Origin of the sequence: Rhodoferax saidenbachensis (assembly GCF_031457975.1) — a bacterium.
Taxonomy (GTDB): domain Bacteria; phylum Pseudomonadota; class Gammaproteobacteria; order Burkholderiales; family Burkholderiaceae_C; genus Allorhodoferax; species Allorhodoferax saidenbachensis_A.
Genome location: NZ_JAVDXO010000002.1, coordinates 749,977 through 771,046, shown reverse-complemented (window position 1 = coordinate 771,046; position 21,070 = coordinate 749,977). Strand labels below are relative to the sequence as shown.

Annotated in this window: 21 protein-coding genes; 17 read left to right on the top strand and 4 right to left on the bottom strand. The window is 62.6% G+C overall.

The features are described from left to right. Nucleotides 1-19 precede the first annotated feature (19 nt). Together mnmA and J2X15_RS07935 are read right to left on the bottom strand one after the other, a co-directional pair. The gene (mnmA, locus tag J2X15_RS07940) at nt 20-1,138 is read right to left on the bottom strand and encodes a tRNA 2-thiouridine(34) synthase MnmA (RefSeq protein WP_310341184.1); all 1,119 of its coding nucleotides are present in this window, start codon (nt 1,136-1,138) and stop codon (nt 20-22) included. 90 nt (nt 1,139-1,228) lie between these two features. Then, on the bottom strand, nt 1,229-1,726 hold the full coding sequence (locus J2X15_RS07935) for an NUDIX hydrolase (protein ID WP_310341182.1): 498 nt from the start codon (nt 1,724-1,726) through the stop codon (nt 1,229-1,231). 180 nt (nt 1,727-1,906) lie between these two features. On the opposite strand from J2X15_RS07935, the gene J2X15_RS07930 reads away from it, so the two are divergent. The 4 genes from J2X15_RS07930 (at nt 1,907) to J2X15_RS07915 (ending at nt 7,582) form a co-directional block, all read left to right on the top strand. Continuing rightward, the gene (locus J2X15_RS07930) at nt 1,907-3,517 is read left to right on the top strand and encodes a Re/Si-specific NAD(P)(+) transhydrogenase subunit alpha (RefSeq protein WP_310341180.1); all 1,611 of its coding nucleotides are present in this window, start codon (nt 1,907-1,909) and stop codon (nt 3,515-3,517) included. A gap of 12 nt (nt 3,518-3,529) precedes the next feature. Continuing rightward, complete coding sequence (gene pntB, locus J2X15_RS07925; protein WP_310341177.1) at nt 3,530-4,948, top strand: Re/Si-specific NAD(P)(+) transhydrogenase subunit beta; 1,419 nt, start codon at nt 3,530-3,532, stop codon at nt 4,946-4,948. Between the two features lie 114 nt (nt 4,949-5,062). Next, complete coding sequence (locus J2X15_RS07920; protein WP_310341175.1) at nt 5,063-6,736, top strand: long-chain-fatty-acid--CoA ligase; 1,674 nt, start codon at nt 5,063-5,065, stop codon at nt 6,734-6,736. Nucleotides 6,737-6,826: 90 nt separating this feature from the next. Continuing rightward, a complete protein-coding gene (locus J2X15_RS07915; RefSeq protein ID WP_310341172.1) occupies nt 6,827-7,582 on the top strand; it encodes a 5'-methylthioadenosine/adenosylhomocysteine nucleosidase in 756 nt (251 codons plus the stop codon). 41 nt (nt 7,583-7,623) lie between these two features. Here the strand turns inward: J2X15_RS07915 and J2X15_RS07910 are convergent, their stop codons facing one another. Then, complete coding sequence (locus J2X15_RS07910) at nt 7,624-8,613, bottom strand: magnesium and cobalt transport protein CorA (protein WP_310341170.1); 990 nt, start codon at nt 8,611-8,613, stop codon at nt 7,624-7,626. 201 nt (nt 8,614-8,814) lie between these two features. Between J2X15_RS07910 and J2X15_RS07905 the strand changes: the two genes are divergently transcribed. From J2X15_RS07905 to hprK, 4 genes are all read left to right on the top strand, one after another. Then, a complete protein-coding gene (locus J2X15_RS07905; RefSeq protein WP_310341169.1) occupies nt 8,815-10,038 on the top strand; it encodes an MFS transporter in 1,224 nt (407 codons plus the stop codon). 157 nt (nt 10,039-10,195) lie between these two features. Further along, on the top strand, nt 10,196-10,525 hold the full coding sequence (gene hpf, locus J2X15_RS07900) for a ribosome hibernation-promoting factor, HPF/YfiA family (RefSeq protein WP_296472434.1): 330 nt from the start codon (nt 10,196-10,198) through the stop codon (nt 10,523-10,525). A 78-nt stretch (nt 10,526-10,603) separates the two neighbouring features. Continuing rightward, nucleotides 10,604-11,071, top strand: a complete 468-nt coding sequence (locus J2X15_RS07895) for a PTS sugar transporter subunit IIA (RefSeq protein WP_310341165.1) — start codon at nt 10,604-10,606, stop codon at nt 11,069-11,071. Between the two features lie 22 nt (nt 11,072-11,093). Beyond that, the gene (gene hprK, locus J2X15_RS07890; RefSeq protein ID WP_310341162.1) at nt 11,094-12,041 is read left to right on the top strand and encodes an HPr(Ser) kinase/phosphatase; all 948 of its coding nucleotides are present in this window, start codon (nt 11,094-11,096) and stop codon (nt 12,039-12,041) included. 16 nt (nt 12,042-12,057) lie between these two features. Here the strand turns inward: hprK and fur are convergent, their stop codons facing one another. Continuing rightward, nucleotides 12,058-12,486, bottom strand: a complete 429-nt coding sequence (gene fur, locus J2X15_RS07885; protein ID WP_310341159.1) for a ferric iron uptake transcriptional regulator — start codon at nt 12,484-12,486, stop codon at nt 12,058-12,060. An 83-nt stretch (nt 12,487-12,569) separates the two neighbouring features. Here fur and J2X15_RS07880 point away from each other — a divergent pair, with 83 nt between their 5' ends. The 9 genes from J2X15_RS07880 to J2X15_RS07840 all read left to right on the top strand — a co-directional run bounded on the left by J2X15_RS07880 (nt 12,570) and on the right by J2X15_RS07840 (nt 21,055). Further along, nucleotides 12,570-13,118, top strand: coding sequence for an outer membrane protein assembly factor BamE (locus J2X15_RS07880; protein ID WP_310341156.1), 549 nt, complete (start codon nt 12,570-12,572; stop codon nt 13,116-13,118). Nucleotides 13,119-13,141: 23 nt separating this feature from the next. After that, nucleotides 13,142-13,945, top strand: a complete 804-nt coding sequence (gene dapB, locus J2X15_RS07875) for a 4-hydroxy-tetrahydrodipicolinate reductase (RefSeq protein WP_310341153.1) — start codon at nt 13,142-13,144, stop codon at nt 13,943-13,945. Further along, complete coding sequence (locus J2X15_RS07870) at nt 13,942-14,586, top strand: MotA/TolQ/ExbB proton channel family protein (protein ID WP_310341150.1); 645 nt, start codon at nt 13,942-13,944, stop codon at nt 14,584-14,586. Before dapB ends, J2X15_RS07870 begins: the two co-directional genes overlap by 4 nt. An 82-nt stretch (nt 14,587-14,668) precedes the next feature. After that, on the top strand, nt 14,669-15,112 hold the full coding sequence (locus J2X15_RS07865) for an ExbD/TolR family protein (RefSeq protein WP_310341148.1): 444 nt from the start codon (nt 14,669-14,671) through the stop codon (nt 15,110-15,112). Nucleotides 15,113-15,182: 70 nt separating this feature from the next. Further along, nucleotides 15,183-17,933 (top strand): leucine--tRNA ligase, encoded by a 2,751-nt coding sequence (gene leuS, locus J2X15_RS07860; protein ID WP_310341146.1) that lies wholly within the window; start codon nt 15,183-15,185, stop codon nt 17,931-17,933. A 7-nt stretch (nt 17,934-17,940) separates the two neighbouring features. Continuing rightward, nucleotides 17,941-18,435 (top strand): LPS-assembly lipoprotein LptE, encoded by a 495-nt coding sequence (locus J2X15_RS07855; RefSeq protein ID WP_310341144.1) that lies wholly within the window; start codon nt 17,941-17,943, stop codon nt 18,433-18,435. Between the two features lie 2 nt (nt 18,436-18,437). Beyond that, entirely contained in the window at nt 18,438-18,917 is a 480-nt protein-coding gene (locus J2X15_RS07850) for an Lrp/AsnC family transcriptional regulator (RefSeq protein ID WP_310341142.1), read from the top strand. A 180-nt stretch (nt 18,918-19,097) separates the two neighbouring features. Then, complete coding sequence (locus J2X15_RS07845) at nt 19,098-20,150, top strand: ornithine cyclodeaminase (RefSeq protein WP_310341140.1); 1,053 nt, start codon at nt 19,098-19,100, stop codon at nt 20,148-20,150. Next, entirely contained in the window at nt 20,147-21,055 is a 909-nt protein-coding gene (locus J2X15_RS07840; protein ID WP_310341137.1) for an arginase, read from the top strand. The genes J2X15_RS07845 and J2X15_RS07840 overlap by 4 nt, the downstream gene beginning before the upstream one ends. The last annotated feature ends 15 nt before the right edge of the window (nt 21,056-21,070 follow it).

Here is a 21,070-nt window from a genome sequence, read left to right as displayed (position 1 = left end):
CCGTGGCGATGCCGGGGGCTCAGACCGCAGCGGGGGACGCGGTGATGATGCCGCCGCCCAGACACACCTCGCCGTCGTACAGCACGGCGGATTGGCCGGGGGTCACAGCCCACTGCGCTTGGGGGAAGCTTAGCTGGAAGGTGGTGCTGGAATCTGCGTGCACATGGCACGGTGCGTCCGCCTGCCGGTAGCGGGTCTTGGCGGCCATGTCTGCGTCGGTCGGCGCCTGGCCCGCCACCCAGCTGGCGTCCTGCGCCTGCAGCATCAGCGACTGCAGCCAAGGATGGTCATGCCCTTGCACCACCCATAGGGTGTTGGTTTCCATGTCCTTGCGCGCCACAAACCAGGGGGCATGGTCGCCACCGCCGCGCTGGGCGCCCTTGGCCTTGAGCCCGCCAATGCCCAGGCCCTGGCGTTGGCCCAGCGTGTAGAACGACAGGCCCACGTGCTCGCCAATGGTGTGGCCCTTGGCGTTCTTGATGGGACCGGGTTCCTTGGAGATGTAGCGGTTCAGGAATTCGCGGAACGGACGTTCACCAATGAAGCAGATGCCGGTGGAGTCTTTCTTCTTGGCATTGGGTAAGCCCATCTCGTCGGCAATGCGGCGCACCTCGGTCTTGTGCAGCTCGCCTACCGGGAACAGGGTCTTGGACAGCTGGGCCTGGTTCAGACGGTGCAGAAAGTAGCTCTGGTCTTTGGCCGGGTCCAGGCCTTTGAGCAGCTCGTGTCGGCCAGTGGACTCGTTCAGGTGTACCCGCGCATAGTGGCCGGTGGCGATCTTCTCGGCGCCCAGGCGCATGGCGTGGTCCAGAAAGGCCTTGAACTTGATCTCGGCGTTGCAGAGGATGTCGGGGTTGGGCGTGCGCCCGGCTTGGTACTCGCGCAGGAATTCGGCAAACACGCGGTCGCGGTAGTCGGCGGCAAAGTTGACGTGCTCGATCTCTATACCCAGCACGTCGGCCACGGCGGCCGCGTCCACAAAGTCGATGTTGGAGGAGCAGTACTCGCTGTCGTCGTCATCTTCCCAGTTTTTCATGAAGATGCCGACCACCTCGTGGCCCTGTTGTTTCAAAAGGTGCGCGGTGACGGCGGAATCCACCCCTCCGCTCAACCCCACCACGATGCGTTGCTTGCTCATACCCCTATTTTACTGGGGCACCCTTCGGCGGGGTTTAAGTATCAATATTGCCCTTAGCCCCCGTCGATAGTGCGCGAGCAGCTCCTGTTTTTATAGCGGTGCAGCAGGGTTCCAAAGGCTGGCGTCGGCATAGACCAACTCCAGCGGGTAGCGCTGGCCACGCAGGTAGTCTTCCATGCACTGCAGCACAAGCGGGCTGCGGTGGCGGTTCTGGTTGGCGCGCAGTTCGTCTGCGGTCAGCCACACGGTGCGCTCAATGCCGGTGTCCAGCGAGCGCTGCGCGTCGAAAGCGCCCAGAGTGCCCGCGTAGGCAAAGCGCAGGTAGGTCACGTCTTCCAGGCCGTCCGCACGCTGGCGCTGAAAGCGCGACAGGTACAAGCCGACCAGGTAGGTTGGCGTAAAGGCATAGGCCGTTTCCTCTAATACCTCTCGGGAACAACCCTGAGTGGGCGATTCCGCCGAGTCTAGGTGGCCGGCCGGGTTGTTCAGGCGCAGGCCTTCGGGCGTATGTTCTTCCACCAGCAGAAAGCGGCCCTGCTGCTCAATGACAGCGGCCACGGTGACACTGGGTTTCCATCGTTGGGTCATGCGGGATTATGGGCATGCAGGGTTGGGCTGTTTTGCGTGCACCCGTCTCGCAGGCGGCGCCAGACGGGCATTCGCGCAGGGAAATTCAGTTAAAGTTGCCGCCCAGAACCCTTTCGCGAACCTTACCGTCGCGAACCACGCCCCACGGCCAAGCCCCCATCCACGTTGAGGAGTTGCTTTATGCAGACCAGTGTTCCCACTGAAACAGGACAGCGTATCGGTGTTCCCAGAGAAATCTTTCCTGGAGAAAAACGCGTCGCCACGGTTCCGGAGGTGGTGGAGAAGCTGATCAAGCTGGGCTTCCGGGTCAGCGTCGAATCGGGCGCAGGGGCCTTGGCTAACTGCGACGACGACAGCTACCGTGCCGCGGGCGCTGAGGTGGTTGCCACGGCCGCTGAACTTTGGGCTCAATCCGACATCGTCTTCAAGGTGCGAGGCCCATCCAGCAACGAAGTGGGGTTGCTGCGCGAAGGCGGCACGCTGGTCAGTTTCATCTGGCCTGCCCAAAACCCCGATCTGCTGCAACAGCTGGCAGCCCGCAAGGCCACGGTGCTGGCCATTGACGCGCTGCCACGGACCCTGAGCCGCGCCCAGAAGATGGACGCCCTGACCTCCATGGCTGGCGTCAGCGGTTACCGCGCGGTCATTGAAGCGGCCAATGCCTTTGGCCGCTTCTTCAACGGTCAGATCACGGCCGCGGGCAAGGTGCCTCCGGCCAAGGTGTTCATCGCTGGTGCGGGCGTGGCGGGCCTGGCCGCCATCGGCACGGCGGCCAGCTTGGGCGCCATCGTGCGTGCCAACGACACGCGTGCCGAGGTGGCAGACCAAGTGACCTCCCTGGGCGGCGAGTTCGTCAAGGTGGACTACGAGGAAGAAGGCGGCGGTGGCGGCGGTTACGCCAAGGTCATGAGCGAGGGCTTTCAGCAGGCACAACGTGAGATGTATGCCAAACAGGCCCGCGAGGTGGACATCATCATCACCACCGCGCTGATTCCCGGCAAGCCCGCACCCAAGCTCATCACCGCCGAGATGGTGCGCTCCATGAAGCCGGGCAGCGTGATTGTGGACATGGCGGCGGAGCAGGGCGGCAACTGCGAGTTGACCGAGCCAGGTCAGGCCGTCGTGAAGCACGGCGTGACCATCGTCGGCTACACCGATCTGGCCTCGCGCCTGTCCAAACAGTCGTCCACCCTGTATGCCAACAACCTGTTCCGCCTGAGCGAGGAGCTGTGCAAGGCGAAGGACGGCGTGGCCAACATCAATATGGAGGACGACGCTATCCGCGGCCTGACCGTCATCAAGGACGGCAGCGTGACCTGGCCGGCCCCAGCGCCCAAGCTGCCGGCGGCGCCTGCGGCTGCGGCCAAGGCCGCGCCCGTGGTGGCGAAGAAGCCCGCGCACGGCCACGGCGGTGCGAGCGAACCCATGTCCGCCAAGAGCCTCGCCATTCTGATGGCTGTAGCGGCCCTGCTGTTCTGGTTGATCGGCAGCTACGCGCCGGCCGCCTTCCTGGGACACTTCACGGTGTTTGTGCTGGCCTGCTTTGTGGGCTACATGGTGGTGTGGAACGTCAAACCTGCGCTGCATACGCCGCTGATGAGCGTGACCAATGCCATCAGCAGCATCATCGCCATCGGTGCGCTGGTGCAGATTTCGCCAATTGCCGGCGCCGTGGGGCGGCCTGACAGCCTGATCACCTGGCTGGCGGCCGCGGGGATTGTGCTGACCGCTATCAATATGTTTGGCGGCTTTGCCGTTACCCAGCGCATGCTGGCCATGTTCCGCAAGTAAGGAGACCTGAAGATGTCTGCAAGTTTGGCTACGGTCTCCTACATTGGCGCGACCATTCTGTTTATTCTGAGTCTGGGTGGTCTGTCCAACCAGTCCACCGCCCTGCGCGGCAATCTGTATGGCATGGTGGGCATGGCGCTGGCTGTGCTGGCCACCATCTTTGGCCCTGCCGTGACGATGGCAGGCATTCCCTGGATCGTCGGTGCGATGCTGGTCGGCGGCGGCGTTGGCTTGTACGCCGCGCGCACCGTGCAAATGACCCAGATGCCCGAGCTGGTGGCCCTGATGCACAGCATGGTGGGTTTGGCCGCCATGCTGGTCGGCTTTGCAACCTACGTGGACCCCGCCGCCACCGTGGGCTTTGAGGGGGCGGCCAAGACCATCCATGAACTGGAAATCTACATCGGCATCTTCATTGGTGCCGTCACCTTTGCCGGTTCCGTGATCGCTTTCGGCAAGCTCTCTGGCCGTATTGGTGGCAGCCCTGTGCTGCTGCCAGGCCGCCACTGGATGAACCTGGCGGGCCTGCTGGTGGTGCTGTACTTCGGTCGCGTGTTCCTGCACGCCGAAACCCTGGACGCAGGCATGACACCGCTGATCGTGATGACCGTGGTGGCGCTGCTGTTTGGCGTGCACATGGTGATGGCGATTGGCGGCGCGGACATGCCTGTGGTGGTGTCCATGCTCAACAGTTACTCCGGTTGGGCCGCGGCGGCTACAGGCTTCATGCTCTCCAACGACCTGTTGATCGTGACCGGTGCGCTGGTCGGCTCCAGCGGTGCCATCCTGTCCTACATCATGTGCAATGCCATGAACCGCAGCTTCATCAGCGTGATTGCGGGTGGTTTTGGCAGTGCCCCTGCTGCTCCCAAAGCTGAGGGTGGAGCAGTACAGCCAGCCGGTGAAGTGGTGGCCCTCAATGCAGGCGAGACCGCCGAGCTGCTGCGTGAAGCCAAGAGCGTGATCATCGTGCCGGGCTACGGCATGGCGGTGGCGCAGGCGCAGCACACGGTGTTCGAGATCACCCGCACGCTGCGCGAGAAAGGCGTGACCGTGCGCTTTGGCATCCACCCGGTGGCGGGGCGTATGCCCGGCCACATGAATGTGTTGTTGGCCGAAGCCAAAGTGCCGTACGACATCGTGTTTGAGATGGAAGAGATCAACGACGACTTCCCTGCCACCGATGTGGTGATGGTAATTGGTGCCAATGACATCGTGAACCCCTCGGCGCAGGACGACCCGACCAGCCCGATTGCCGGCATGCCGGTGCTCGAAGTCTGGAAGGCCAAGACCTCGATCGTGATGAAGCGCAGCATGGCCTCGGGCTACGCGGGCGTGGACAACCCCCTGTTCTACAAGGACAACAACCGCATGCTGTTTGGCGACGCCAAGAAAATGCTTGACGAGGTGCTGGGCGCGTTAAAAACCTGAGTGGTCCGGACGAAAACCTAGGGAAAGCACACGCCCGTGCTTGGCCCCGGGCGATGAGAATACCCAGCCAGATCTAAAAAGGCTGGATCTAAAAAATAGGATGGAGACAAGGACATGACAGATCGCATTTGGCTGAGCAGTTACCCCAAGGGTGTGCCAGCGGACATTAACGCCGCGTTGTACCCGTCACTGGTGGGATTGATGGAGGAGAGCTTCCAGAAGTACGCCAACCGCGTGGCCTACAACTTCATGGGCAAAGAAGTGACCTATGCCCAGACCGACAGCCTGAGCCAGGCCTTCGCGGCCTACCTGCAGAGCCTGGGCCTAGTCAAAGGGGACCGCGTTGCGATCATGATGCCCAACGTGCCCCAGTACCCCGTGGCCGTGGCCGGCATTCTGCGTGCTGGTTTTGTCGTGGTGAACGTGAACCCGCTGTACACCCCGCGCGAACTGGAGCACCAGCTCAAGGACTCCGGCGCCAAGGCCATCGTCATCATCGAAAACTTTGCCACCACGCTGGAAAAGTGCATTGCTGCCACCCCCGTCAAGCACGTGGTGCTCTGCGCCATGGGCGACCAGTTGGGCCTGTTGAAGGGCGCGCTGGTGAACTACGTGGTGCGCAACGTCAAGAAGATGGTGCCTGCATTCAACCTGATCGGTGCGGTGCGCTTCAATGACGCCATTGCCCGGGGCACCAAGGCTCCTTTCAAAAAGCCCGACACCAAGGCCGACGACGTGGCCGTGCTGCAGTACACGGGCGGCACCACCGGTGTCTCCAAAGGTGCCGTGCTGTTGCACCGCAATGTGATTGCCAACGTGCTGCAGTCCGAAGCCTGGAACGATCCGGTCATGAAGAAGGTGCCGACGGGTGAACAACCTACGGGCGTTTGCGCCTTGCCGCTGTACCACATTTTCGCGTTTACCGTGGGCATGATGCTGTCGATGCGCACGGGCGGCAAGCTGATCTTGATCCCTAACCCGCGCGATATTCCCGGCGTGCTCAAGGAGCTGACCAAGCACACCATCCACAGCTTCCCCGCCGTGAACACGCTGTTCAACGGCCTGGCGAATCACCCCGACTTCAACACGGTGGACTGGAGCCACCTGAAGGTGTCGGTGGGAGGCGGTACCGCGGTGCAGAGCGGCGTGGCCAAAATCTGGTTCGAGAAAACCGGATGCTCCATTTGCGAAGGCTATGGCCTGAGCGAGACCTCACCCTCGGCCACGTGCAATCCTGTTACGTCCACCGAGTACACCGGCACCATTGGCGTGCCCTTGCCGAGCACCTATCTGAAGCTGCTGGACGATGATGGCAACGAAGTGCCCATGGGTCAGAGCGGCGAGATCGCCATCAAGGGGCCACAGGTGATGGCCGGTTATTGGCAGCGCCCCGACGAAACTGCCAAAGTCATGACCGCCGACGGTTTCTTCAAGTCCGGCGACATTGGCGTGGTGGATGAAAAGGGCTTCTTCAAGATCGTGGACCGCAAGAAAGACATGATTCTGGTGAGCGGCTTCAATGTGTTCCCCACCGAGCTCGAAGACGTGGTGGCCCAGCTGCCCGGCGTGATGGAGTGCGCTTGCGTGGGTGTGGCCGATGCCAAGACCGGCGAAGCGGTGAAGCTGGTGATCGTGAAGAAAGACCCCAACCTCAGCGAAGAAGACGTGCGCAACTTCTGCAAGGAAAACTTGACCGGCTACAAGCAGCCCAAGGTGGTGGAGTTCCGCACCGAGCTGCCCAAGACCCCCGTGGGCAAGATCCTGCGCCGCGAGCTGCGTGATAAATGATGCAGTTATGCGGTAAACGAAAGGCGACCTTCGGGTCGCTTTTTTACGCCTGCTACGCTTCACGTCTGCGTTCAACCACCCCGCTTTTTCATGACTGCTGCTGCCCCCGCCCCCATTGCCATTCTGAGCGCCCTGGCCGAAGAACAGGCCGGGCTTATTGAGGTACTGGAATCCCCCCGGCGCGTGGAGCACGCCGGTCGCACGTTTTGGTGTGGCCGCCTGTGTGGCCAGCCCGTGGTGCTGGCGTTGTCGCGCATTGGCAAGGTGGCGGCCGCCACTACCGCCACGGCGCTCATTGCCCACTTCGGTGTGGGTCGGATAGTGTTCACGGGCGTGGCGGGTGGCGTGGGTGCCGGCGTGCAGGTGGGGGATGTGGTGGTGGGAACATCCTATGTGCAGCATGACATGGATGCCTCGCCGCTGTTCCCGCGTTATGAGGTTCCTCTGTACGGGCAGGCGGTGTTTGCGGGTGAAGTGGCGCTGTGCGCGGCCTTGCAAAGCGCAACCGGCCAGGCCTTGGCAGGCACGCTCCACCAGGGCCGCGCGCCCGCCGTGCACTGCGGTCTGATTGCCAGCGGTGACCGGTTTGTGAATGGCGCCAGCGAGGTGGCGGCGTTGGTAGGGGCCTTGACGGCTGCGGGCCATACACCGCTGGCCGTGGAGATGGAGGGCGCGGCTGTGGCCCAGGTGTGTGCCGACTATGGCGTGCCGTTCGCCGCAGTGCGCACCATCTCGGATCGGGCCGATGACAGCGCGCACCTGGATTTCAGCCAGTTCGTGAACGAAGTCGCCAGCATCTACGCCCGCAACATCATCCACGTGCTTCTCAGTTCACTATCAAAATAGGAGCTGCTCGCGCAATAAGTACGCGGGCTGGAGGGCTGTTTTTATCGAAGCCAGCCGCGTTTGTAGAAGTACCACATGGGCACCAGCGCAGTGGCCACCATCAGCGCCACGGTATATGGATAACTCCAGGTCCCCAGAAACTCCAGTTCCGGGAACTTCAGGTTCATGCCGTAGACACTGGCTACCAAGGTGGGTGGCAGCAGCGCCACGCTGGCCACCGAGAAGATCTTGATGATCTTGTTCTGGTTGATATTGATGAAACCGACCGTGGCGTCCATCAAGAAGTTGATCTTGTCGAACAGGAATGCGGTGTGGGAGTCCAGTGAGTCGATATCGCGCAGAATCTGCCGCGCTTCCTCGAACTGCTCGGCGTTGAGCATTTTGCTGCGCATCATGAAGCTCACCGCACGGCGGGTGTCCATCACATTGCGGCGGATGCGGCCACTCAGGTCTTCGTGGCGGGCGATGGCTCCCAGCGCCTCGCCAGCAATGGCATCCGTGACGTTGCCAGACAAGACTTTCTTGCTGACCTTGTCCAACTCGTCGTAAATGCCTTCCAGCGTGTCGGCCGAATACTCCGCATCGGCATCGAACAGCTTGAGCAGCACTTCCTTGGCGTCTTCAATCAGGCCCGGGGCGCGGCGTGCGCGCATGCGCAGAAGCCGGAACACGGGCACGTCTTCGTCATGGATCGAGAAGAGGACGCCTTTGCTCTTCAAGTCGTCGTTCACCAGATTCAAGATAAAAGCCGCGCGCACTGCGCGGGGCTCGTCTTCATCGGCAACCAAGAAATCGCTGCGGATGTGGATTTCGCCGTTGTCTTCGGCGTAGAAGCGGGCGGACTCTTCGATGTCCTCGTCCATCGCGTCTTCCGGGATGGACAGGCCGTAGTACTGTTTGACCCAGCGCTTTTCTTCAATAGTGGGCGATTCCAGGTCGACCCAGATGGGCTGGAATTTGGAAAGCTCTTCCAGCGACTCGATCTCTTCCTGAAAGAGCCGTCCGTTGGCGAGCGTAAAGATATTGAGCATGGCTCACTCCCGATGTGGTGGTGTCTGCAAAAGGGCTATGGTGCTTTCAACCCCGATGCAGTGGTGGGAGTTGAAAGCTACCGACTGGGGTAGGTTTCCAAGGAGCGCTCTCCAAATGTTGCGATGCCGAAATTATCGCACCGTCAGGGCGGTGATAGAGTGCTCGGCTGGCTTTGCAGCCGCCCACTTCGCTTTCACCCCATGCCCATTGCCTTGACTCCCCGCCGTGAACTCTGGCTTCTGATCACCCTGGCCGGGATCCAGTTCACCAACATCCTGGACTTCATGATCATGATGCCGCTGGGCCCTGCCCTGACCCAGCTGTTTGGCATCAGTGATGCGAAATTTGGACTGCTGGTTTCGGCCTATACCTTGGCCGGTGGTGTCTCCGGCCTGGCCGCCTCCACCTACATCGACCGGTTTGGCCGCAAGCGCCTGATGCTGGTGCTGTATGGCCTGTTTGCACTGTCTACACTGGCTTGCGGCCTGGCTTCCACCTATGGCGAGCTGATGGCTGCACGCATCAGTGCCGGTATTTTTGGCGGCGTGTTGTCTGCCCTGGGGCAGACCATCATTGGTGATGTGATTCCCTTTGAGCGGCGCGGCCGCGCCATGGGTATCGTGATGACCTCTTTTTCCGTGTCCACCGTGGCTGGGGTGCCGCTGGGCCTGTTCCTGGCGGCGCACCTGGGCTGGCATGTGCCATTTTTCGGCATTGCGGCCATGTGCCTCCTGCTCATGGTGTTTGCGCAGCTGTCCATGCCGGTGCTCAATGCTCACTTGGCCTTGCATGCACCCGCCTCGTCGTGGAGCCGCATCCGCGAAGCGTTGCAGGATGCCAACCACCAGCGTGCCTTCATGTTTTCTTCACTGTTGATGTTTGCCGGGTTCACGGTGATCCCCTACATCACCATTTACATGCAGACCAATGTGGGGTTGCATGCCGACCAGATTCCCTACATCTACCTTTGCGGTGGTGTGGCCACCCTGGTCTCGGCACGCTGGGTGGGCCGCGTGGCCGACAGCTGGGGCAAATTCAAGACCTTCCGTGTAATGGCGGTGGCCGTGGTCGTGCCCATGCTGGCCACTACCTTGCTCGGGCCCGTAGGCCTGTACTGGGCCTTGCCTGTGTCCACCCTGTTTTTTGTCTGCATGAGCGGGCGCATGATTCCTGGCATGGCCATGCTCACCTCGGCCGCCAACCCAGCGCTGCGGGGCACCTTCATGACCCTGAATTCGGCGGTTCAGTCTGCCGCCATGGGCGTGGCGGCACTGGTGGGCGGTGCCATCATCAGCCGTGATGCCGCTGGCCTGGTGCAGAACTACTGGATGGCCGCCGTTGTGGGCGGAACAGCCAGTATCCTGGCCGTTGTGCTGGGCAGCCGCCTGAACCTGCAGCCCGCCATGCCGTCCGTCCCCAAATGACCTTTCGATGTTGCATCGCATTACAAAAATGCGTTGCATTCGGTCTGATTCGGGCGCATAGTCTTTCTCAAGACGACCGCATTTAGATTCCGCTTTTCGTGTGCCGACCATCCCAATGGAAGGCTTTGTCAACCCTGAGAGCAACTGGAGGCTATTTATGAATTTGACGATCAGCGGTCACCACCTTGAAGTTACCCCGGCCCTGCGTAGTTATGTCACGACCAAGCTCGATCGCATCATGCGTCACTTTGATCAAGTGGTAGATGTCAAGGTTCTACTCACCGTTGAGAAGCAAAAGGAAAAGGAGCGACGGCAACGCGCCGAATGCAACATCCACGTCAAGGGCAGCGACATGTTCGCCGAAAGTGCCCACGAGGATTTGTACGCCGCGGTCGACGAACTCGTCGACAAGCTGGATCGCCAGGTGGTCCGCCACAAGGACCGCTTGCAAAACCACCACCACGAGGCTCCCAAGCGTCTGATGTAGCCCCAAAGTGCTAGGGACTGCCACTCAAAAACCGCCCTTTCATAGGCGGTTTTTTTGTGTGCATAATTCGCTCACACCATGAACCGACTCGCGTCCATCCTTTCCGCTTCGCAAGTACTTGCGCAAGTCGACGTCACCAGCAAGAAACGGGCTTTCGAAGAAGCTGGCCTGCTTTTCGAGAACCTGCATGGCCTGAGCCGTGCGCTGGTCACCGACAGTCTGTTCTCCCGGGAGCGGTTGGGTTCTACCGGTTTGGGTCATGGTGTGGCCATCCCCCATGGACGTATCAAGGGGCTCAAGGCCCCCATGGCCGCAGTGTTCCAACTGGCCAGCCCGATCGGGTTTGACGCTCCAGATGATATTCCGGTCAGTTTGCTGATTTTTCTGCTGGTGCCCGAAGCGGCCACCCAGAAGCACCTCGAAATCCTGTCTGAAATTGCTGAATTGCTCAGCGATGCCGTTTTGCGCGAGCAAATCACCAGTTGCGCTGACAGCGGCCTGCTGTATGACCTGATTTCTGGCTGGCAGTCGGCCCGCGCGGCCTGATTTTTCTTCCGAGGCCACGCCCTTGAAACCCACCGCGGTCAGTGCCGATGCTCTGTTTGAGGAGTTTCGGGCGCATTTGCGCTGGGAATGGGTCGCGGGTCTGGGGGCTTCCGAGCGCCGGTTTGACGAAGTGGCCATCAGCGCGGCCCGTTCCGGTGCCGACTTGGTCGGCTACCTGAATTACATCCACCCTTATCGCGTACAGATTCTGGGCGAGCGGGAAATCCGTTACATCACCAACGCCACCCCCGAAGACTGTGCCCGCCGGATTGCACGCATCGTGACGCTGGAGCCGCCCGTGCTGGTGCTGGCCGACGGTCAGGCCGCGCCGCAGGCGCTGTTGTCCATGTGCGAGCGCGCGCAGATTCCCATGTTTGCGACCAAGGAGTCGTCGGCGTTCGTGATTGATGTGCTGCGGGCCTACCTGTCCAAGCACTTTGCCGAACGCATGTCCATGCACGGCGTGTTCATGGACATTCTGGGCTTGGGTGTGCTGATTACGGGCGAGTCTGGCCTTGGCAAGAGCGAGCTGGGCCTGGAGCTGATTTCGCGTGGCAACGGTTTGGTGGCTGACGACGCGGTGGACCTGTACCGCATCAACCAGACCACGATTGAGGGGCGTTGCCCCGAACTGCTGCAGAACCTGTTGGAAGTGCGCGGCATTGGGCTGCTCGATATCCGTGGCATTTTTGGCGAGACCGCGGTGCGCCGCAAGATGCGCCTCAAGCTCATCGTGCACCTGGTGCGCCGCGAGACGCTGGAGCGCGAATACGAACGCATCCCCTACGAACCCCTGACCCAGGACGTGCTGGGCATCCCCGTGCGCAAGGTAGTGATTCAGGTGGTGGCCGGTCGCAACATCGCCGTGCTGGTGGAGGCGGCTGTGCGCAACACCATCCTGCAACTGCGCGGCATTGACACTTATCAGGAGTTTGTGGAGCGCCACCGCAAGGCGATGCTCCAAGGCTAGGCTGCGCTGCAAAGCCTCAGGATTTGCGGTTGGGGCACTGGTCTTTGGTGCAGGTGGCGTACAGGCTCAGCGCATGGTCGGCGATGGTGAAGCCCTTGGCCTTGGCGACAGCATGCTGGCGCTTTTCAATCTCAGCGTCGTAAAACTCTTCCACTTTGCCACAGTCCAGGCACACCAAATGGTCGTGGTGCTGGCCTTCGTTGAGTTCGTACACCGCCTTGCCGCTCTCGAAGTGGCTGCGGCTCAGAATGCTAGCCTGCTCAAACTGGGTGAGCACGCGGTAGACGGTGGCAAGGCCCACGTCCGAGCGCTCTTGCAGCAGCACGCGGAACACATCTTCGGCCGTCATGTGGCGTTGCGTGCCACGCTGGAAGACTTCCAGAATTTTCAGGCGCGGCACGGTCGCTTTCAGTCCCGTATTTTTCAGTTCATCGATGTTGCTCATGGGCATCTTTCCAGCGCTGGGGCCAGTCCGGCTGGCAAGGGCCAACCGCTACAATCGCACGATCATATCGCCCCTTACTTTCCATGCTCCATAACCTGTGCCGCGGTGTCGCTTCTTCCTGGGTCGCCCTGACTCTGCTGGCCCTGACTGGTTGCGGCTCGCTCAGTGGTGCGGGCAGCAAGGCCGCCCAGGCCATCACTCCCTACAAGATCGACATCGTCCAGGGCAACGTGGTTACGCGTGAACAAGTGGCCGTACTGCGTCCCGGTATGCCGCGCGCCATGGTGCAGGATGTGTTGGGCACCTCGTTGCTGACGAGCGTGTTCCATGCCGAGCGCTGGGACTATGTGTTCACCCTCAAGCGTCAGGGGGCAGAGCCCCAGGCACGCCGTGTCACGGTATTCTTCAAGGGCGATGCCATGGACCGTGTGGAGGCCGACGAGCTGCCCAGTGAATCCGAGTTTGTGGCCACGCTGAAGTCCAACCCCATCAAGGGGCCGCTGCCCCCGTTGACAGCATCGGAAGAAAACCTCAGCAAATTCCCCGCGCCTGCCAAGACCGACGCCCCGGGTACCGCAGCAGGTGGCGCACCTACTGTTTACCCCCCACTGGAGCCCGCTGCCGGGCCCTGATTTTTTCACCACAGGACAGGGACATGACCCACACCATTGCCATTGCTGGCGCTTCCGGCCGCATGGGCCAGATGTTGATTGAGGCCGTGCGTGCGGCCGACGATTGCCGCTTGGGCGGCGCCCTGGACATGGTCGGCAGCCCCGCGCTGGGGCAGGACGCCGGGGCGTTCGGTGGCCAGTCCAGCGGTGTACTGATCACCTCGGACTTGAAGCAAGGCCTGAAGGGCTGCGACGTGCTGATTGACTTCACCCGCCCCGAAGGCACGCTCGCGCACTTGCAGGTGTGCCGTGAATTCGGTGTGTCGGTCGTGATCGGTACCACCGGTTTCACTGACGTCCAAAAGGCCGAGATTGCTGAGGTCTCCAAGGACATTGCCATCGTCATGGCGCCCAACATGAGCGTGGGCGTGAACGTCACGCTCAAGCTCTTGGAGATGGCCGCCAAGGCGCTGTCTACGGGCTATGACATCGAGATTGTGGAAGCCCACCACCGCCACAAGGTCGATGCACCGTCGGGCACTGCCCTGAAGATGGGGGAAGTGATTGCGGGTGCTTTGGGGCGTGACCTGAAGGAATGCGCTGTTTATGAGCGCTACGGCGTGACGGGTGAGCGGGATCCGTCCAGCATCGGCTTTGCCACCATTCGCGGTGGCGACATCGTGGGTGACCACACCGTGCTGTTTGCCGGCACCGGTGAACGCATCGAGATCAGCCACAAGTCCTCCAGCCGTGCCACCTATGCCCAGGGCAGCCTGCGCGCCGCACGCTTTCTGGCCGGACGCAAGGCGGGCCTGTTCGACATGTTTGACGTGCTGAACCTGAAATGAGCGCGATCGACCTGCTGTTCAAGGGTGACGCGGTGAGCAGCACGGTGTCCGTGCTGCTGCTGGGCATGTCGGTGTGCAGCTGGGTGGTGATTCTCTGGAAAGGCTGGCTCTTGCCGCGTGCACTGGCCGATGTGGCGCGCAGCACCGCTGCGTTCTGGCAGGCGCCAGACTGGGCGCAGGCCCAGCAGGCGGTGCGCAACTTTGACCGCGAGGCCCTGGTGGCCCCGCTGGTGGACGCCACCCAGGTACCCACCCAGGGGACGCTGGCTGCCGGCGGTGACCGTTCCCAGCAGCTCACGCGCGTGCTGCGCGATGCGCTGCATGGCGTGCTGCATCGCCTGCAGGCCGGTCAGGTGCTGTTGGCCACCGTGGGCTCCATTGCGCCGTTTGTCGGACTGTTGGGCACGGTGTGGGGCATCTACCATGCGCTGATCGGCATTGCCGGCGCAGGCCAGATCAGCATCGACAAGATTTCAGGCCCCGTGGGCGAGGCCCTGATCATGACGGCCGCGGGCCTGGCGGTGGCCATTCCCGCCGTGCTGGGCTACAACATCCTGGGTCGCATCATCGGGCGCATCGAAGCGGATTTGGAAGGCTTTGCGCGCGATCTGCGCGAGCTGTTGCTGACGTCGCAGCCATGACAACAACTCGCCGCCGGGCCGCCCCAAGGCGAGTTAGCCCCCTTGGGGGGCAGCGACCCGCGCAGCGGTGGAGCGTGGGGGCATGAGTTTCGGCCGCCTGGAGCGCACCCCTGGCGCCAAGCCCATGAGCGAGATCAACATGACGCCGTTGATCGACGTCATGCTGGTGCTGCTGGTGATCTTCATCATCACCGCCCCGTTGTTGGTGAGTGCGGTGAAGGTAGACCTGCCGCAGGCTGAGGGCGCGCAGGCGGCGGATGCCCCCAAATACCTGTCCGTCGTGATTGACAAAACCGGCCAGATTTTTCTGGCCGACCAGCCCACGCCACCCCATGTCCTGGCCCAGGCCTTTCAAACGGCCGCCACCCAAAACCCCTTGACCGAGGTACAGCTGCGTGCAGACACCACGGTGCCCTATGGCCGGGTGGTGGAGGTCATGGGACTGGCCCAAAAAGCGGGCTTGAACCGCATAGGCTTTGTGGCCGAGCCCGAATCACCCAGTACCCCCGCGTCCGCCAGCAACTGAGCCGCGCGGCGCAGCGCCTAAAATCCCTCCAGCTTCTCCTCTGGCAGCGCCTGTGCTGCCCACCCATCCAATGCAAGACAAGTACCAGCACCTCGACGTAGAAAAATCGGCCCAAGACCATTGGGCCCAACCCCTGTGGAACGGCCAGAACGCCTACCGCGTGACCGAGGACGAGGGCAAGAAGAAGTTCTACGCCTGCTCCATGCTGCCCTACCCCAGCGGCAAGCTGCACATGGGCCATGTGCGCAACTACACCATCAACGACATGCTCACGCGCTACCTGCGCATGAACGGCTACAACGTGCTCATGCCCATGGGCTGGGACGCGTTTGGCCTGCCCGCCGAAAACGCTGCACTGAAGAACAAGGTACCGCCTGCCCAATGGACCTACGAGAACATTGCCTACATGAAGGGCCAGATGCAGGCCATGGGCCTGGCGATTGACTGGAGCCGTGAGGTCGCCACTTGCGATCCGGACTACTACAAGTGGAACCAGTGGCTGTTCCTCAAGATGCTGGAAAAAGGCATTGCCTACCGCAAGACCCAGGTGGTGAACTGGGACCCGGTGGACCAGACCGTGCTGGCCAACGAGCAGGTCATCGACGGCAAGGGCTGGCGCACCGGTGCGGTGGTGGAGAAGCGTGAGATCCCTGGCTACTACCTCAAGATCACCGACTACGCCCAAGAGCTGCTGGACCATGTGCAGATGGGCAACGACAAGGCCACGCTGAATGGCTGGCCCGACCGCGTGCGCCTGATGCAGGAAAACTGGATTGGCAAGAGCGAAGGTGTGCGCTTTGCCTTCCCGCACGACATCAAGGACGCGAGTGGCGCACTGATTGGCGACGGCCGCATGTATGTGTTCACCACACGCGCCGACACCATCATGGGCGTGACCTTTTGCGCCGTAGCGCCCGAGCATCCGCTGGCCGCGCACGCGGCCGTGGGCAACGCCGCATTGGCCGCCTTCATTGAAGAGTGCAAGCACGGCGGCACCACCGAGGCCGAGCTGGCCACGCAAGAGAAAAAGGGCCAGCCTACAGGCCTGTTTGTCACGCACCCGCTGACGGGTACGCAAGTGCCGGTGTGGGTGGGCAACTACGTGCTCATGGGTTATGGCGATGGTGCTGTGATGGGCGTGCCGGCGCATGACGAGCGTGACTTTGCGTTTGCGCTGAAGTACGGCATTGAAATCAAGCAGGTGGTGGCGGTGCAGGGCGAGAGCTTCTCGTCCACTGTCTGGGCGGATTCGTACGGGGATAAGCAACGCGGTGTGACCGTGAACTCCGGCAAGTACGACGGCCTGACCTACAAGGCCGCCGTGGACGCCGTGGCAGCTGACCTGGCCGCCAAGGGCCTGGGCGAGAAGAAGACCACCTGGCGCCTGCGCGACTGGGGCGTGAGCCGCCAGCGCTACTGGGGCACACCCATCCCCATCATCCATTGCGAGGAGCACGGTGCCGTGCCCGTGCCCGAAAAAGACCTTCCCGTGGTGCTGCCACAGGACTGCGTGCCTGATGGCTCTGGCAACCCGCTGCACAAGCACGAAGGCTTCCACGCCGGGGTGGTCTGCCCCGTGTGCGGCAAGGCCGCACGCCGCGAGACCGACACCATGGACACCTTTGTGGACTCGTCCTGGTACTTCATGCGCTATTGCGATCCCAAGAACGCAGAGGCCATGGTGGCCGGCGGCACCGACTATTGGATGCGGGACCAACAGCTGGCCACCGGTGGCAGCGGCATGGACCAGTACATCGGCGGCATCGAGCATGCCATCCTGCATTTGCTGTACGCGCGCTTCTGGACCAAGGTGATGCGTGACCTGGGGTTGGTGAAGGTGGACGAACCGTTCACCAAGCTGCTGACCCAGGGCATGGTGCTGAACCACATCTACAGCCGCCGCACTGCGAAGGGCGGCAAGGACTACTTCTGGCCGCATGACGTGGAGCATGTGCTGGACGAGGCCGGCAAGGTGGTGGGCGCCAAGCTCAAGAATGAAGCGGACAGCGGCGACGGCCGGTTGCCCGTGGGCACCGCCATTGACTACGAGGGCGTGGGCACCATGTCCAAGTCCAAGAACAACGGCGTGGACCCCCAGGCACTGATCGCCAAGTACGGCGCCGACACCGCCCGCATCTACACCATGTTCACCGCGCCGCCCGAGGCCACACTGGAATGGAACGACGCCGCGGTGGAGGGCAGCTACCGCTTCCTGCGCCGCGTCTGGAACTTTGGCTACAAGCTGTCTGCTATGGATTTTGTAGCTGCTGGCGCAGATACAACGGGGGCTAGCAGCCTGAAAGATGTTGAATTTGGCAAAGAGGCGAAAGCCCTGCGCCTGGAGATGCACTCGGTGCTCAAGCAGGTGGACTTTGACTACCAGCGCATGCAATACAACACCGTGGTGTCCGGCGCCATGAAGATGATCAACGCGCTGGAGGGCTTCAAGGCTCTGGACAGCGCGGGCGCCCAGGTGGCGCTGATCGAAGGCTTCAGTATTCTGCTGCGCGTGCTCTACCCGGCCACGCCGCATTTGGCGCACGCGCTGTGGTCTGAACTGGGCTACGCCAGCACGTTGGGCGACTTGCTGGATGCGCCCTGGCCGCAAGTCGATACCTCGGCCCTGGTGCAGGACGAGATCGAGCTGGTGCTGCAGGTCAACGGCAAGCTGCGCGGCGCGGTGCGCGTACCTGCCGGCGCCAGCAAGGAAGCCATCGAAGCTGCCGCCCTGGCCAGCGAGGCTTTCTTGAGCCACGCAGCAGGCGCCACGGCCAAGAAGGTCATCGTGGTGCCTGGCCGACTGGTCAACGTGGTGGTCTAAGCCTGTGATGCAACGCCGCCACCTGATTGCCCTGCCCGTTGCGGCCCTGCTGGCTGGCTGCGGCTTCAAGCTGCGCGGCAAACAGACCTTTGCCTTCGAGACCATTGCCGTCACGCCCGAGCGGGGTGGTGCGGTGGCGTCCGAGCTGGTCCGCTACCTGGGTGATGCCGTGCGCCCGGTGGCGCCACCGGCTGGTGGACAGCCGCCGCAGGTGATTGTGGACATCCTGCAGGAGCTGCGTGAGAAGACCGTGGTGGGCGTGAACGCCTCGGGCCAGGTGCGCGAGTTCCAGCTGCGCATCCGCCTGAAATTCCGCATGCGCACGCCGCAGGGGCGCGATCTGATTGACGAGACCGAGATCATCCAGCAGCGCGACATCAGCTTCAACGAGTCCGCGGTGCTGGCCAAGGAGGCCGAAGAAGGCCTGCTGTACCGCGACATGCAGTCCGACATCGTGCAACAGTTGCTGCGCCGCCTTGCGGCGGTCAAAACCCTGGACTGAGCATGGCACTGGACCGCGTGGACCAAACTTTGCTGGAGCTGCTGCAGCGCGACGGGCGCATGAGCGCCCAGGCCCTGTCCGAAGAGGTCAACCTCTCGGCCCGCGCCACGCTGAACCGCATCCGTCGGCTCGAAGACGATGGCCTGATCGCGGGCTACCGCGCGCTGCTGGCGCGCAAGGCGCTGGGCGAGCATGTGTCAGTGTTTGCCGAGATTGCCCTCAAAGACCAGCGCCAGGCCACGGTGCAGCGCTTCGAGGCCGCCATGGTGGCCTGCCCCGAGGTGATTGCCTGCCACTTGGTGAGCGGCCGCTACGACTACCTGGTGCGCCTGGCCTGCCGCGACCTCGCGCACTACCGCGACCTCACCAACACCTGGATCGACGACATCGGTCTGGGGATCGACAAGGTGATCACCAGCACCGAGCTGCAGACCGTCAAAGAGTTTGCGGGTTTTCCGCTGATGGTGCGCGACGACAGCTAAGTTGTTTCGGGGCATTCCGAAACGGAAGCGTTGGATTGCCAGTTCAGCGCTTTACGCGCTTTGCCACTCACGCTTCGGCGCTTACAGCGCCCGCCCCACGCCTAAACTTCTTGGTATGCCGGGCGGCCCATCAGGGTTTGCGGATTCCGCACCTCTCCCGGTCACCTGAGGAGACACGACATGACCCGCTATATCGACGTCCACGACATGCAGCAACTGGTGCTGCAGCACGGCCTGGCCCCCATGATGTCCGAGATGGCCCAGACCATCCGCGAAGACTTTCTGCGCTGGGAAGACTTTGACAAATCCCCCCGCACCGCCAACCACAGCACCAACGGTGTGATCGAGCTCATGCCCGTGTCCGACAGCGCGCTCTACGCCTTCAAGTACGTCAACGGCCATCCCAAAAACCCGCTGCAAGGCCTGTCCACCGTGATGGCCTTTGGCGTGCTGGCCGATGTGGCCACCGGCTACCCCGAGCTGCTCAGCGAGCTGACCATCACCACCGCGCTGCGCACCGCGGCCACCTCCGCCATGGCCGCCAAAGTGCTCGCACGGCCCGAGAGCAAGACCATGGCCCTGATCGGCAATGGCTCGCAGAGCGAATTCCAGGCGATTGCCTTCATGACCCAACTGGGCATCACCACGCTGCGCGTGTTCGATGTGGACCCCAAGGCCACCGACAAGCTGGTGTCCAACCTGCGCCCTTACACCGACGCCGGCAGCCTCACCATCGTGCGCTGCGCCTCCACGCGCGAGGCCGTGCGCGGCGCTGACATCGTGACCACGGTGACGGCTGACAAGACCAATGCCACCATCCTGACGGCCGACATGGTCGAGCCCGGCATGCACCTGAACGCCGTGGGCGGCGACTGCCCCGGCAAGACCGAGCTGCAGGCCGAGATCCTGCACCACGCCAAGGTGTTTGTGGAGTTCGAGCCGCAAACCCGCATCGAGGGCGAGCTGCAGCAAATGCCGGCCGACTTTGTGACGTATCCACTCTGGCAGGTGCTGGCCGGTAGCACCATAGGCCGCGATAACGCCGCCCAGGTCACGCTGTTTGATTCCGTCGGGTTTGCGCTGGAAGACCTGTCGGCCCTGCGCTATGTGCACGCCCTGTCGCAAACGCTGGGCGTGGGCAGCACCGTGCAACTGGTGCCCGACCTGCCGGACCCCAAAGACCTGTTTGCCTGCGCCACTGCAGCGCGCCCTGTTCTGCGCAAAGCCGCATGAGCAACGCTGTTCTGCACCTGGTCGGCGCCGCGGTGGGCGAGGGCGCCAGCGATGGCGGCTGCAAGTGGGGCGCTGCTGCGCTGCGCGAGCATGGCATTGCGCAAGCCTTGGCGGCGACCGGCCGCACCGTCACCTGGGGTGACACGGTAACCGCCCAGCCCATGCTGGCGACGAGCCGGCTGAACGCCATTGAAGGGTTCTCTGAACGCTTGGCTGGCACGGTAGCCCAGGTGCTGCGCCAGAACCAGCAACCGCTGGTGTTGGGCGGTGACCATTCCTGTGCCGTGGGCACCTGGAGCGCCGTGGCCGAGCACCTGCGTCCGCAAGGTGCCCTGGGCCTGGTCTGGATCGATGCACACCTGGACGCCCACACCCCCGACACCTCGGACAGCCAGGCACCGCACGGCATGCCCGTGGCGGCCCTGCTAGGCCATGGCTCGGTGGGCATGACAGATCTATTTGGTTGGCGCCATAAGCTGCGTCCTGAGCACCTCGTCATCATCGGCGCGCGCAGCTATGAGCCGGCCGAGACGGCGCTGCTCGATAGCCTGGGTGTGCGCGTGATGTTCATGCCCGAGGTGCTGGAGCGGGGCTTTGCCGCCTGCTTTGATGAGGCCCGCACCCGCGTGCAGGCTGGCACTGTGGGTTGGGGCATCAGCTTTGACCTGGACGGCCTGGACCCGCGCGACGCGCCGGGCACCGGCACGCCGGTGGAGCAGGGCATCCGCCTGGCCGACGCCCTGCAGGTGCTGGCCGGTTGCAGCCAGGATCCGCAGTTTGTGGCACTGGAACTGACGGAGTACAACCCGCTGCGCGACTTTGGCGGTCAAACCGCCCAGGCTGCGACGGATCTGGTGTGTTCCATGCTCGCGCCCCAAGCCAACGCGTTAGGGTTGGCGGCGTGAGGTGAAGCGTGGGGC